Here is a 14,000-nt window from a genome sequence, read left to right as displayed (position 1 = left end):
TATTATAAGTATTAATTTTAAATCGTCGATTATTTACGGATTACAGAATGAGTGCTGACCGCATCTACCGACTCGAGTTTTATTATATACATCCCTGAATTTAGGTGTGACATATCTATCTCGGCATTTGCAATATTATTGCGTTTTGACAATACCAGCTGGCCCACAGTGTTATAAATATATATATGACTGAAAGCTGTTGCAGAGTCTATTTTAAGCACGCCATCTGTTGGGTTAGGGTATAGCGTTACCTTTGGTGCAGTCTCGTAGTCTTCTGTTCCGGCAGGTGTGCCAAATATCACTTTCACCGGCAATGCAAACAGGCTTTCCAAAGTGTTGACTGTTTGGGTGCAATAATATGTATTTCCATTTACCAGAGGGGTTGTTGGTGACAATGGCGCTACATTATCCGTTTCGTCAGAAGAACGTGCCGTGTACAACGCGTTGTATGTGTTCTCGCATGTTGGGGGCTGCATATACCATAATATATTTTGTCCTGAAACGTCAAGATCTGCAAGTGTTTCTCCGGGATTCGCATATTGTATACTTGCGCCTGACGGAGGAACCGGATTTGGCGAAACATTTACAGCGGCGATATTATTTTTATAGAGGGAACCAAGTAATTCAAAATCTCCTGTAACTATGAGCCTGTTACATCCTGCAAGAGAGTAAAACGGGATGTCGTCGTCAAACGATGGCACATCAAAAGCAGTATTCCAGGTTCCGTCAGAATCAAGCAATATCACATTTGGTGATGGCAAAGAATTGAAATTAGCGTAATACTTGTAACGAGGTACGAGTATCTGGCCGTTTTCGAGTAATATCATTTGCTTGAAGCCATAATATCCGGAGCCACTTACTGTACCTGCATTCACAGTAAATGAAGTATCATGCGAGCCGTCTCCATTTAGACGCGCAATACTTGCTTTTCCGGTATTAATATTAGTAAATGAAATCAAAACTTTACCATCGTTCAACTGTATCGTACGGTCTACATTACTGTTGGTAACGCCTGGCGGGAGTGTGTAATTAAAAGATGTATCCTTTGTGCCGTCGGCATTTAGCCTGATTAACTTTGGTGTAGATATATTATTATAAAGGTTAAATCTTCCGGCAGCCAGAATTTTGCCATCTGGCAAAATTTCTAAAGAAATAGGAGCCTGATTGAATTTAAAACCGACAGATCCTTCAATTGCTCCATTTGAATTAAGTCTCAGTAACTTTGCTCCATTCTCATAAAAACTGCCTGCAATCCCTGATGCAATTATTTTACCATCTGACAGAATCTCAAAGTCAAGAATGTTTCCTGGCATACAATCAAATGACTGGTCAATTGTACCATTAGCATGTAGCCGTATTATGTTTTTGACAACACCATTTACAGTATAGCCGGTGCCGGCAATTAATATTTTGCCATCTGCTTGCTGTTTAATCACAGGGTATGCGTCAACATTGTCCACAATTTTTATGCTGGGGTCTATTGCAAAGGAAGTATCCAGATTTCCGTTTATATCAACTCGTGCCATGCCCGGTGCATATTGATCCTGGTAAGTGGTAAAAGATCCAATCAATAGTATCTTTCCATCCTGCTGTACAAAACTTCTGAATACTTTGTTATTTGCACCATGATTGGGCATAAAAGATATATCAAGACTTCCGTCGCTGTTAACGCGGTGCATAACATTACGGGTTATACCTGTAATTGGGTTTCTGTAAGGCCCTCCAATAATAATCTTTCCGTCAGGCTGCACAATAAGCCTGTTTACATGTCCATACAGGTACACCATGGTACTTGTAAATGACGTGTCTTTAGAGCCATCACTATTTAATCTGTAATAATTTTGTGAGTCTGCCTCAGGGTATCCTTCCTTGTAAACAAGTATTTTTCCATCGGGCTGTACGGCAAACTCAGTAAATCCCTCCTGTATTGCAGGAGTAAATGACTGTACGCTGAAGGTAGTATCATAGCTTCCGTTTGAGTTTAGCCGTACAATGCCTCTCCTCATTAGGTTATTATGAACATACAAATCTTCGGTGCCGATAACCAATATTTTTCCAGAGGGTAAAAGTTTCACATCAAATGCTGCACCCTGGTAATAAAATGAAGAACCTGATCCATAAGTGAGTGTCGGGTCAACGCTGCCATCCGGATTTAGTCTTATAATTTTATTAATATAAGTTGTATTGTAAGAAGTGAAGTGGCCAACAACAATTATTTTACCATCAGGCTGTGCAACTGCTGAGCTTGTAGCCTGGTTAAAGCCTGTACCCATATTGAATGTGGTATCAACAGACCCGTTTGTATTAAGGCGTGTAAAGTTTTTTTGGGGAATTCCGTTGACTGATGAAAATGTGCCCGTAATCAGGATTTTACCGTCTGCCTGGAAATTTATTCTATTTATATAGGTTGACGGTGAGACTGCCGAAGGAAATACCGGCGGGGTAAAAGTAGCATCTATACTGCCATCTTCATTTAGCCTGATAATTTTTTTGCTCATAGAATCCAAAGCAAGAATTTTACCATCTGTCTGGAGAAACAATTTATCATATCGCGTGTCATCCTCTTCACCATAGCTAAGAGGTTGAAAGGTTACATCTACTGTGCAGTCAGCATTAAATCTATAAATTTTTAAATCTTTATGTGAAATTACAACCACTTTTCCGTTGGGCAATAACACCGGAGTACTTGCAACATGATCTGTGCCACCCGAATTTGAAAATCTCAAGGATTTGTATAGCCCGCTATCACCGCTGTTAAAAGAATTATCCAGAACTCCCGGCTGAGCATTAACGGTTATACTCAGGAAAATCAATGCAAGGTAAAAATGTTTCATGTGTTTATTTTGGTATTCAAATATCTAAAAATTTGTTGATATACAATGCGTTGAAATGCAGTAAAATACACACAAAAAAACCCGCAGCCTTTTGGTGCGGGTTTTATATTGGTAACAAGGTTTACTTATGCAAGTGCAACCCTTTTGAAACCTGTAACAACAAGTGAAGAATCAATAGACTTCACATACTCGCTTACGCTCATTTTGCTGTCTTTGATGTAATCCTGGTTTACAAGCGTATTGTCTTTAAAGAAACGGCCAAGTTTACCTTTAGCAATGTTATCAAGCATTGCTTCAGGCTTGCCTTCCTGGCGCAAAAGGTCTTTAGCGATTTCAATTTCTTTTTCAATTGTAGCAGCGTCAACACCTTCCTCGTTAAGAGCGATAGGAGCCATTGCAGCAGCCTGCATAGCAACGTTACGTGCAGCTTCTTCAGCGCCGTCAGCTTTACCTGAAAGGCTTACAAGCGTAGCAATACGGTTACCTGCGTGGATGTATGAACCTACAAACGCACCTTCAAGGCGCTCGAATGAACCAATCTCGATTTTCTCACCGATAACGCCTGTCTGCTCAGTAAGTTTTTCTTCAACAGTGATGCCGTTAAAGTCAGCAGCAAGGAATTCTTCTTTAGTTTTGAAGTTAAGTGCAAGTGCAGCAAAGTCGTTAGCAAGCTTTACGAAAGATTCGTTTTTAGCAACGAAGTCAGTCTCACAGTTAAGAGAGATAACAACACCTTCGGTCTTGTCTGCGTTTACTACAGCGATAACTGCACCTTCAGTAGACTCACGGTCTGCCCTGTTGGCAGCAACTTTCTGTCCTTTTTTCCTAAGTATTTCAATTGCTTTGTCGAAATCGCCTTCAGCTTCTGTAAGCGCTTTTTTACAGTCCATCATACCGGCACCTGTAATTTGCCTTAATTTATTTACGTCTGCAGCAGTAATATTTGCCATTGTTTTTGAAAAGTATTTAATAGTTAAAAATGAAAGCTGTTATGCATGTACCGCCACAAAAGTAAGCATGTACCTGCACAACAGCTTTACTGTAATGTTAATTATTCTTCAGTTGATGCAGGAGCCTCTTGTGCAGGGGCAGCTACAGCAGCTTCAGTTGTGTTTTCTTCACCTTCTGCAGGCAGGTCTTCTTTGTCAGATTTCCTGTCAGAAAGGCCTTCAACAACTGCGCCTGTAACCAAAGATAAAATCTTCTCTATTGATTTAGAAGCGTCATCATTTGCAGGTATTACATAGTCAACCTCACGCGGGTCTGAGTTTGTATCTACCATTGCGAAAACCGGAATGTTTAATTTCTGAGCTTCTTTTACTGCGATATGTTCAGCCTTGATGTCAACCACAAATAACGCGGCAGGAAGCCTTGTCATGTCTGCAATTGAACCAAGGTTTTTCTCAAGCTTCGCACGAAGGCGGTCTACCTGTAAACGCTCTTTTTTAGAAAGCGTGTTAAATGTACCGTCTTTCTTCATTTTATCGATAGAAGCCATTTTCTTAACGGCCTTACGGATAGTAACGAAGTTAGTAAGCATACCGCCCGGCCACCTTTCAGTAATGTAAGGCATGTTGGCTGCAGTAGCTTTTTCAGCAACGATATCTTTAGCTTGTTTTTTTGTGGCTACGAAAAGGATTTTCCTGCCTGAAGCAGCTATTTTCTTAAGGGCTTCATTAGCCTCTTCAATTTTAGCTGCAGTTTTATACAGGTTTATAATGTGTATGCCATTACGCTCCATGTATATATACGGGGCCATGTTTGGGTCCCATTTCCTGGTCATGTGCCCGAAGTGAACACCTGCTTCCAGTAATTCTTTTACATCTACTTTATTTGCCATTTTTGTAATAGTTTACGTTCTGTTGAGTAAGCAATGGACTGGTGGCGATAATTTTCGGCCCGGCCCATTTAGATGCTAAACTAACCCCTCGCCTCGGCGGGGCAACAACAACTTTGTTTTTAATTCAATAATGATAATGAACAATCGATTAACGCTTAGAGAACTGGAATCTCTTACGTGCTTTCTTCTGTCCGAATTTCTTACGCTCAACCATACGCGGGTCCCTTGTCAATAGGCCTTCCGGCTTAAGGATGCCCCTGTTCTCAGCATCAACCTCACACATAGCGCGTGCAATAGCCATACGTACAGCTTCAGCCTGGCCTGTAACACCACCACCATAAACATTGATTTTCACATCAAAGTTTTCAGCATTGTTTGTCATAGATAGCGGCTGGCGTACTTTGTACTGAAGGGTAGCAGTAGGAAAATACGTTTCCATGTCTTTTTTGTTAACCGTTATTTTGCCTGTACCTTCAGTAAGGTAAACACGGGCAACAGCGGTCTTTCTTCTTCCAATTTTGTGGATAGTTGCCATTACTTTAAGTCGTTTAAGTTAACGGTTTTAGGTGACTGAGCAGCGTGTTTGTGGTCAGGACCCTACATATACATTTAAATTACGGAAAAGCTCTGCGCCAAGCTTGTTCTTAGGCAGCATTCCTTTTACAGCTTTTTCCACAAGGATTGCAGGGTTCTTAGCCTGTAGTACCTTTGCGGTCAAAGACCTTTGGCCTCCCGGGTAACCTGTGTGGCGGATGTACGTCTTATCCTCCAGCTTGTTTCCGGTAAGGTTGATTTTCTCTGCGTTGATAACAATTACGTTATCGCCACAGTCAACGTGCGGGGTATAACTCGGCTTGTATTTGCCTCTCAAAAGCATCGCAACTTTTGAAGCAAAACGGCCCAAGTTATGACCTTCAGCGTCAACAACTATCCACTCTTTCTGAGCGGTAGCCTTGTTGGCTGAAATTGTCTTGTAGCTTAATGTGTTCACAATAAATAATTTTAATTAAACATTCCGTCCCCAATAAAGGGGTTGCAAAAGTACAATTAATTCTTAGAAATTCAAACACAAGCAGAAAAATATCAGCAAGTGGCTAATTTGCTGGGACAAAAGCAAATATATTGTATATTTGGGTATGCCGAAAATTTTTAAAATACTCGTGATGATAGCTACCTGTGTAGGGGTGGGTTATCTTTCAAGCCTGTTTACCCGTGAGGGTGTAGACACATGGTACCGAACAATTGAAAAACCGTCATTTAATCCGCCTGACTGGATTTTTGCACCAGTATGGACTACCCTATATATTATGATGGGGCTTGCGGCGGGGCTGGTGTGGGATAAGATTGAAGAACAACGCGAAACCGTTCGCAAAGGTATTATATTCTTCTGGATACAGTTGGCGCTGAATGCGCTTTGGTCGTACCTGTTCTTTGGCCTGCACAACCCTCTGTTAGCACTTATTGAAATTGTTCTGCTCTGGCTAATGATATATGAAACCTTTATCCAATTCAACAAGGTCAACAAAGTTGCCGGCTATTTGCTGATACCTTATTTATTATGGGTAACGTTTGCTACTGTGCTGACTGCCTCAATATGGTGGCTGAACAAATAGATTGTTAGAATTTTAGATTGTTAGACTTCAAGACAACATGAATAAAACTTTGCAGCTCTGTTACTTTACAACGTACCTGCAATACTCTGCGCCGCAATATAACCTCCCGTCCAAGCATTCTGGAAGTTGAAGCCGCCGGTTATGGCATCAATGTCTAGAATTTCACCGGCGAAGTAAAGGTTAGGAAACACTTTGCTTTCCATTGTTTTAAAGTTAACCTCTTTTAAAGAAATACCGCCTGCTGTAACGAATTCTTCTTTAAACGTACTTTTGCCATTCACCTGAAAATGTGCGTTGGTGAGCTGCTGTGTCAACGCATCAATCTGTTTTTTGGAAAGGTCGGCCCAACGTGTCTCAGGGTCTATACCCGATGCAGTTACAAGGCTCTCCCATAAACGGTTCGGGAATGCGAAAGGTGACTTTTTGCCGACAGCTTTCTTTGCGTTTTCCTGTTTAATCGATTTCAATTGGGTTTCACAATTTTCAGCATCCATGTCGTCAAGCCAATTGACTATGAGCGTAAACTGGTAATTCTTCGTAGCCAATTCCCGCGCTCCCCATGCCGAGAGTCGCAATATCCCCGGGCCGCTCATGCCCCAGTGGGTTATCAGTAACGGGCCGGTTGCCTCCAGTCTTGTACCTTTCACTTTAACCGATGCCTGCGCCGATACCCCCATAAGGTCTTTTATGCGAGGGTCTTTAATATTAAAGGTGAATAGCGAAGGCACGGGTTCCACAATTGTATGCCCAATCGCCGCGAGTATATCCCACATTTTTGTGCTGCTGCCGGTTGCCATTACAAGGCTTTGGGCTATGTAGGTTTGGTTTTGGGTATCGATTTTCCAGTGAGAATCTGATTTGTATAAACTTTGGATGCTCTCACCTGTCAGGATGTGTATGCCCAGCCTCTTCGTGGCTTCCAGAAAGCAGTCAATGATGGTTTGCGAACTGTCCGTCACCGGGAACATCCTGCCATCGTCTTCAATCTTCAGTTCTACGCCTCGCTTCTCAAACCATTCAATCGTATCACCAGAACAAAACCTGTTGAAGGGTCCACGCAATTCTTTTTCGCCGCGAGGGTAGAACTTCACCAGCTCATCAGGTACAAAACACGCATGCGTAACATTACAGCGACCCCCACCCGATACACGTACCTTCTGCAGCACATCTTTGCTACGTTCCAAAATTGCAATCTTCAATTTCGAATTTGCCTCAGCAATGTTTATAGCTGTAAAAAATCCTGCCGCCCCGCCACCGGCTATCACTACATCATAACTTTTGCTCATAGCCTTTCAGGATAGTCACTTATTATACCATCTACACCATAGCTTTTTATGCGGGCTATGTCTTCCGGCTCATTTACTGTCCAGGTGTAAATTTTGAAACCTGCCTCCTGAGCTTTCTTCACGTTGCTTTGGGTTAAAAGCGAAAAATGCGGGTGCAGTGCCTTTGCGTTAACTTTCTCTGCCAGTTCCCATGCTTCGGTAACGCTTGCCTGCGTCAGTACCCCAAGATTTATTCTTTTATTGATGGCATACATTGCCTCAAGCTCTTCATGCTGGAAACTTGAAACTATAATATTGTTATAGCTAAAGCCTTTACCAATATACTCTTCCACAATATCTGAAACTCCCTGCGCCGTATGCCGCCCTTTCATTTCAATGTTGATGAACCTGTCCGAACCCGATAAGTCCAGCACTTCCTGAAGCGTTGGGATTTGATATTTCCCTTCCACAACGAGTTTTCTCAAATCATCAAATGCCATCTTGCTTACCTCGCCTGAGCGATTGGTTGTCCGGTCAAGAGTAAAGTCGTGTATCACCACAAGCTCACCAGTAGCGCACCTGTGCACATCCAGCTCAATGCCATCGGCACCAAGCCTGAACGCTTCTTCAAACGAGGCTAACGTATTTTCTGCAATATAGGCTTTTGCGCCCCTGTGGCCAATCTTCAGCATTGGTAAAGTTTGCCGTAAAGATAGCAAACAAAAAAGCACAAACCTGCGGCCTGTGCTTTAGTGATATATAACCCAAAATAATTAATTCGTAAGGATAAGATACTGCCAGGGCTTCCAGTTTTGCTTTTGGCCTTTGGTAAGTGTTATAGATTTTCCTGTCATTGCATCTATGAATGTACCATCCAGCGGCAGGTTAAATTCTTTGTTCTTGGCGGTAAGGTTAGCAATGTATATAACTTTCTTGCCGTCTTTTTCTCTTTCAAAAGCAAGTATTTCAAGATCTGATGATGAATTGATTCGTTTATATGAAGCAGCATTCTTACCACCGTTAAGCGCTGTGTTTTCATTTTTCAGCCTGCCCAGCTTTTCATACACAGGGTACATCCGGCCTTTTTGCTTTGTGATTTCATCTTTCTCGAAGAACTTTAGCCTGCGGTTAAAGTCATACTCCTGCCCGGTGTAGATTAGCGGCATACCGGGCATTATATAGGTAAGTGCCGCAAAAGCCTCAGCGGCTTCTGGGTTGCCCAGCCTTTCATACTCAGTACCGTTCCATGCATTTTCATCATGGTTAGACGTGAAATTCATAAAAAAGTCCTGCTTCTTGTATTCTTTAGCCTGCTTAGCTACAAAAGAATCCCAATCACCAACAGTCTTTTTGCCTTTGGCAATATCATTCATCAGGTGGTGTGCTTCCCAACCGTAGCCCATGTCAAACAAGTTTCCAAAAAGGTATGGCTTGTTAGATTCCATCAGCATAAAAACCGGCTTAACTTCTTTCAATTTCGGGATAGTGTATTCCCAAAACGCTGTAGGTACGTTATCAGCAACATCACAACGGAAACCGTCAATATTATGCTCTTTTACCCAGTACAGCATTTCGTTCTTCATAGGCTCATACAGCTTTTTGCTGGTATAGTCCAGATGCGCAACATCCGTCCAGCCCCAGCTCTCGCCGGTTTCCGGATTCAGCGGGTCGGTCACTTCACCCTTCGCATTCTTGTAATAGTATTCAGGGTGTTCGGTAATCCATTTATGGTCCCATCCGGTATGGTTAGCTACCCAGTCCAAAATCACATACATGCCATTGTCATGTGCGGTGTTTACCAGCTTGTCAAAATCTTCCTTTGTACCCAGGTCAGGATTAACAGCTGTGTAATCCGAGATAGCATAATAGCTACCCAGGTATTTTTCACGTTCTTTCGGGTCTTTGATGTCTTCAACCGAAAGATCTCCTGTTGCTTTCCGGTTTTTCATCGAGATAGGATACACCGGCATAAGCCATATCACCTTCACACCAAGATTCTTTAGTTGCGGAATATCTTTGGTGAAAGCATTAAGTGTCCCTTCCGGTGAATACTGGCGGATGTTTGCTTCGTATATCACAGCGCTTTCCATTATTTCAGGGCTTACGGCTGCAATTTCTTCGGTTTTTTTATCTTCTGTTTTTGCCTCTGAATGTTCTTTCTTACAACTGATGAAAGCAGCCAGGCAAAGCCCTAATACGAGTGTTTTTTTCATATTTATTGATTTCTCTAGCTTAGTTAAGTTCCAGTAAAAGTACCGATTTTGGGTCGATGGTAATGTCTGACGCAAGATTTATCGACTTACCTGTCAGAACATCTTTACCATTATTGTAGTTTTTGATGCCTTCGCTAAAACGTGCTGTCTTAAACGTCTTTGCCTCAGCGGCATTGTTGATGACTACCATAACCGACTCTTTATCATTGTAGCGGAAGTACACATACACATTGTCATGCGGCAGGTAGTGAAGTGTTTTTCCGTTGTGTATCACTTCCTTGTTTTTCCTCCATGTAAAAAGTTTCGACGTGAAGTCATAGAACTGCTTCTGTTTTGCATCCCTTCCGGCAGATGTAAACACGCTGTTGGCATCGCCTGCCCAGCCGCCCGGCATATCCCTGCGGATGTCACCATCGCCCTTGCCCTTGTCTCCGGCCATGCCTATCTCACTGCCGTAGTAAAGTTGAGGAATTCCACGAACCGTAGCAATAAGCGTCATCGCCATTTGGTATTTTTTAAAGTCGCCTTTGTAAATTTCATTGAAACGGCCTGTGTCGTGGTTCTCTGTAAATACAAGCAGGTTATTCACATTCGGGTAAAGGAAGTCATTCGCGAAGTTATCATACACGCGCTGCATGCCTTGGGTCCCAGTTGGTTTTGTCTTCGTTGAAAGCTCCCCCGAAAGCATCATGCAGGGTAAAGTCCATCACGCTTGGCAGGTGAGAATTGTAGCTTTGTATTGCCGCAATTTTGCTGTCTTTCTGCCAGTACGACATCTGTGCTTGGTCGTGCATCCACACTTCACCCACGATGTTGAAGTAAGGGTACTCATCAGTAATGGCTTTTGTCCATTTTGCGATGCCGGCTTTGTCGTTGTAAGAATACGTATCCACACGGAAACCACCCAAATCAGCGTACTCAATCCACCATATTGCGTTTTGGGTAAGGTAATTCAGTACAAGCGGGTTGCTTTGGTTCAGGTCGGGCATAGACTCTACAAACCACCCGTCCATACACTGTACTGCATCTGTTTTTGAAGCATTTGGATCAAACTGTGTAGTCATGCGGTAATTTGATTGTGAGTAACCAGGGAATTGGTGCACCCACTCATACGTTGGCAGGTCTTTATACATCCAGTGCTCGCTCCCCCAGTGGTTGGTCACGTAATCCAGTATCAGCTTCATGCCACGCTTCTTCATTTCTGCCGAAAGGCGCAGGTAATCTTCATTGGTGCCATACCGGGGGTCAATCTTATATAGGTCGGTTTGCGCATAGCCGTGGTATGATCCGCGAGGGTGATTGTCTTCGCATAGCGGAGTGTTCCATATGGCAGTAGCACCGAGGGCCTGTAGGTAATCAAGATTTTTAATAATGCCTTCAATATCACCACCGTGGCGGCCGTGGCTGTCGGCACGGTTCATTTTGTCTTCTATGCCTTTTACATTGTCATTGGCAGGGTTGCCGTTGGCGAAACGGTCGGGCATGATAAGGTAAATCATGTCAGATGAATCAAAGCTTTCACGTTGCGCCGAACCTTCCCTGCGCTGCTTCAGCTCATAATTGTGCGTAAGCGCAGTCTTGCCTTTTCCATCTTTGAATGTAAAAGTTAGTTTAGATGCAGGCAGATTTTTAGTGTCAATAGTAACAAAAACATAGTTGGGGTTTTCGGTCTTCACCACATTTTTGATGATGATGTTGTTGGACACTGCCGGAGTGTACTGCGCAATATTCTTCCCGTAGAACATCACCTGCAATTCGGTGTTCTTCATACCGCTCCACCAAAAAGGCGGCTCCACGCGCTGTAGCTGTGCATTTGCAAATCCGCAGGTAAGAAGCAATAAGATTAGTAGTTTTTTCATATTGTTGTTTGTTTGGTTTTTCATCCGAGTGATAGCCCCTCTCCTTGGGAGAGGGGTTGGGGAGAGGCCTATACCGTCACCAGCATATTGGGCTCAACTGTAACCGCTTCGCCGTTTACATATACAGTAAGTTCTTTGTCACCTTCAAGCGTAAAGTTGGTTTCTCCCGGGTGCACAGCTACTTTTAATATCTGGTTACGGAAGTTTATCTTAAAGCTGTAGCCTTTCCATTGTTCAGGTATGCGTGGCTCAAAATGCAGCATGTCATTCTTCACCCTCATGCCGCCAAAGCCTTCAACGATGCTCATCCATGTGCCCGCCATGCTGGTAATGTGCAGGCCTTCTTCAACCTCTTTATTATAATCATCAAGATCAAGGCGTGATGTCCGTAAATAGAATGTATACGCCTGTTCCATCCGGCCGAGTGTTGCTGCCTGTATAGAGTGCACACACGGTGATAACGACGACTCATGCACAGTGAAAGGCTCATAGAAATCGAAATGCTTTTCAAGCTCCTCTTTTGTAAAATGATCTTCAAAGAAATAGAAACCCTGCAGTACATCTGCCTGCTTGATATATGGCGAGCGCAGTATCCTGTCCCACGACCATTTTTGGTTGATAGGTCGCTGCGACCTGTCAAGATCACTTACCTTCACCAGCTCTTTGTCAAGGAAACCATCTTGCTGCAGGTACACTCCATGCTCTTCCGAATAAGGGAAGTACATGTTATCGGAAACCTTCTTCCACTCTGCAATTTCTCCGGCATCAAGGTTGGTGATGCCCATGATGCGACTATGGTCTGCAGCGTATTCATCTTTTACTTTTGCTATCTGCTCAACCGCATAATCAATACACCACTTTGCAATATAGTTGGTGTAGAAGTTATTGTTTACGTTGTTCTCGTACTCGTTAGGCCCAGTTACCCCAAGGATAACATATTTATTTTGTTTTGTAGAGAATGTAGCCCTTTGGTGCCAGAAGCGGGCAATGCCGATTAATACCTCAAGGCCTTTTTCAGGAATGTAACTGTAATCTCCTGTAAAGCGGTAATAATTGTAAATCGCGAACGCAATTGCCCCGTTACGATGAATTTCCTCAAACGTAATCTCCCATTCATTGTGGCATTCTTCACCATTCATGGTAACCATAGGGTAGAGGGCAGCGCCATTCTTAAAGCCAAGTTTTTCGGCATTTTCTATCGCTTTGCCCAGTTGGTTGTGTCTGTACGTTAGTAAATTTCTCGCCACCTGCTGGTCTTTCGTTGCCATGTAGAATGGTATGCAGTACGCTTCGGTGTCCCAGTAGGTGCTTCCGCCGTATTTTTCTCCGGTAAACCCTTTCGGGCCTATATTTAGCCTTGCATCTTTGCCTAAATACGTTTGGTTTAGCTGGAAAATATTAAAACGGATACCCTGCTGGGCCTTCACGTCACCTTCAATGGTAATGTCTGCCATTTCCCAGATGTTGGCCCATGCCTGCTTTTGTTCCTCAAGCAACCCATCATATCCTTTCGCTTCTGCAGATGCTATTACAGCTGCAGCAGCGTCAACAAGCTTTTCGTTATCATGATTAAGCGAAACCGTATAGCCTCCAAATTTCACGATTGATGCCATTTCACCTTTAGCTGCATTTATGCTGTATGTAAATTGCACTTTGTCGTTATCTGCTTCAACATTTGAAGGTGATACCTGTTGCGCATCGCCATTAAGCAAGATACTGTTGTGCATGTATGTGGCTACGTTGAAGTGTGTCTTAAAAGTACGCGCTGTTACAAAAGCGCTATTTCCGTTATGCTGCACATCAAGCGGTTCCCAGAATTTTTCTTCCCAGTTGGCATCTTCGTTCTTTACCCCTGCATCTATATATGGTGCGAATATTATTTCAGCATCGCCGGTTATTGGAGTAACATCATATTTTATAATGCCCAGTTCGTCATTTACGAGTGAAAGGAAGCGCTTTACATTAACTGAAACCTCAGTCCCGTTTTTTAGCACGGCGTCGAAAGAGCGGTTGTACCAGCCTTCTTTCATGTTCAGCTCACGCCTGAAGTTTTTTACCTGACATTTGGCAAGGTCAAGCTGTTCACCGTTTATGGTAACATTAATCCCAATCCAGTTCGGAGCATTAAGCACTTTAGCAAAATATTCGGGGTAGCCGTTTTTCCACCAGCCCACTTTGGTTTTGTCAGGGTAATAAATGCCCGCAATGTAGCTACCCTGAAAAGTATGTCCTGAATAGCTTTCTTCAAAATTAGCGCGCTGGCCCATGGCACCATTACCAATACTGAAAAGGCTCTCAGATGATTTTACCCTTTCCGCATCAAATCCTTCTTCTATAATCGACCAATTATCCGGTAGTATATAATCCTGGTTCATT

Annotated in this window: 9 protein-coding genes and 2 pseudogenes; 1 reads left to right on the top strand and 10 read right to left on the bottom strand. The window is 43.0% G+C overall.

Annotation, left to right across the window (positions count from 1 at the left end; genetic code table 11):
• Positions 1-29 precede the first annotated feature (29 nt).
• The 5 genes and pseudogenes from LRS05_RS01370 to rplM form a co-directional block, all read right to left on the bottom strand.
• Entirely contained in the window at positions 30-2,834 is a 2,805-nt protein-coding gene (locus LRS05_RS01370) for a T9SS type A sorting domain-containing protein (RefSeq protein WP_257866668.1), read from the bottom strand.
• A gap of 125 nt (positions 2,835-2,959) precedes the next feature.
• Complete coding sequence (gene tsf, locus LRS05_RS01365) at positions 2,960-3,784, bottom strand: translation elongation factor Ts (protein ID WP_257866667.1); 825 nt, start codon at positions 3,782-3,784, stop codon at positions 2,960-2,962.
• Positions 3,785-3,885: 101 nt separating this feature from the next.
• Positions 3,886-4,674 carry a 30S ribosomal protein S2 gene (gene rpsB, locus LRS05_RS01360; protein ID WP_257866666.1) on the bottom strand — a complete coding sequence of 263 codons (789 nt, stop codon included), beginning with the start codon at positions 4,672-4,674 and terminating at the stop codon, positions 3,886-3,888.
• A gap of 148 nt (positions 4,675-4,822) precedes the next feature.
• Positions 4,823-5,209: a 30S ribosomal protein S9 gene (gene rpsI, locus LRS05_RS01355; RefSeq protein ID WP_257866665.1), complete on the bottom strand. Its 387-nt coding sequence runs from the start codon at positions 5,207-5,209 to the stop codon at positions 4,823-4,825.
• Positions 5,209-5,665, bottom strand: a pseudogene (rplM, locus tag LRS05_RS01350) (50S ribosomal protein L13). The gene rpsI and the pseudogene rplM overlap by 1 nt, the downstream one beginning before the upstream one ends.
• 145 nt (positions 5,666-5,810) lie before the next feature.
• On the opposite strand from rplM, the gene LRS05_RS01345 reads away from it, so the two are divergent.
• Complete coding sequence (locus tag LRS05_RS01345; RefSeq protein ID WP_257866664.1) at positions 5,811-6,287, top strand: TspO/MBR family protein; 477 nt, start codon at positions 5,811-5,813, stop codon at positions 6,285-6,287.
• Positions 6,288-6,352: 65 nt separating this feature from the next.
• Here LRS05_RS01345 and LRS05_RS01340 read toward each other — a convergent pair whose 3' ends face one another.
• From LRS05_RS01340 to LRS05_RS01320, 5 genes and pseudogenes are all read right to left on the bottom strand, one after another.
• The gene (locus tag LRS05_RS01340) at positions 6,353-7,573 is read right to left on the bottom strand and encodes an NAD(P)/FAD-dependent oxidoreductase (protein ID WP_257866663.1); all 1,221 of its coding nucleotides are present in this window, start codon (positions 7,571-7,573) and stop codon (positions 6,353-6,355) included.
• Positions 7,570-8,244, bottom strand: a complete 675-nt coding sequence (locus LRS05_RS01335; RefSeq protein WP_257866662.1) for a glycerophosphodiester phosphodiesterase family protein — start codon at positions 8,242-8,244, stop codon at positions 7,570-7,572. The genes LRS05_RS01340 and LRS05_RS01335 overlap by 4 nt, the downstream gene beginning before the upstream one ends.
• 81 nt (positions 8,245-8,325) lie before the next feature.
• Positions 8,326-9,765 (bottom strand): alpha-amylase family glycosyl hydrolase, encoded by a 1,440-nt coding sequence (locus LRS05_RS01330; protein ID WP_257866661.1) that lies wholly within the window; start codon positions 9,763-9,765, stop codon positions 8,326-8,328.
• 19 nt (positions 9,766-9,784) lie between these two features.
• A pseudogene (locus tag LRS05_RS01325) lies at positions 9,785-11,624 on the bottom strand (glycoside hydrolase family 13 protein).
• 68 nt (positions 11,625-11,692) lie between these two features.
• Positions 11,693-13,999 carry a glycoside hydrolase family 65 protein gene (locus LRS05_RS01320; protein WP_257866660.1) on the bottom strand — a complete coding sequence of 769 codons (2,307 nt, stop codon included), beginning with the start codon at positions 13,997-13,999 and terminating at the stop codon, positions 11,693-11,695.
• Position 14,000: the final 1 nt, after the last annotated feature.

The organism is Flavobacterium sp. J372 (assembly GCF_024699965.1).
Lineage (GTDB): Bacteria > Bacteroidota > Bacteroidia > Flavobacteriales > Flavobacteriaceae > Flavobacterium.
Note: the sequence above shows the minus strand (reverse complement) of the source record. Positions and strands in the feature narration are given on the sequence as shown.

Bases quoted from the DNA above. Each gene is read 5' to 3' on its own strand.
- tsf (WP_257866667.1), bottom strand. From the start codon at position 3,784: ATGGCAAATATTACTGCTGCAGACGTAAATAAATTAAGGCAAATTACA.
- rpsB (WP_257866666.1), bottom strand. From the start codon at position 4,674: ATGGCAAATAAAGTAGATGTAAAAGAATTACTGGAAGCAGGTGTTCAC.
- LRS05_RS01345 (WP_257866664.1), top strand. From the start codon at position 5,811: ATGCCGAAAATTTTTAAAATACTCGTGATGATAGCTACCTGTGTAGGG.
- rpsI (WP_257866665.1), bottom strand. From the start codon at position 5,209: ATGGCAACTATCCACAAAATTGGAAGAAGAAAGACCGCTGTTGCCCGT.
- LRS05_RS01370 (WP_257866668.1), bottom strand. From the start codon at position 2,834: ATGAAACATTTTTACCTTGCATTGATTTTCCTGAGTATAACCGTTAAT.
- LRS05_RS01330 (WP_257866661.1), bottom strand. From the start codon at position 9,765: ATGAAAAAAACACTCGTATTAGGGCTTTGCCTGGCTGCTTTCATCAGT.
- LRS05_RS01340 (WP_257866663.1), bottom strand. From the start codon at position 7,573: ATGAGCAAAAGTTATGATGTAGTGATAGCCGGTGGCGGGGCGGCAGGA.
- LRS05_RS01335 (WP_257866662.1), bottom strand. From the start codon at position 8,244: ATGCTGAAGATTGGCCACAGGGGCGCAAAAGCCTATATTGCAGAAAAT.
- LRS05_RS01320 (WP_257866660.1), bottom strand. From the start codon at position 13,999: ATGAACCAGGATTATATACTACCGGATAATTGGTCGATTATAGAAGAA.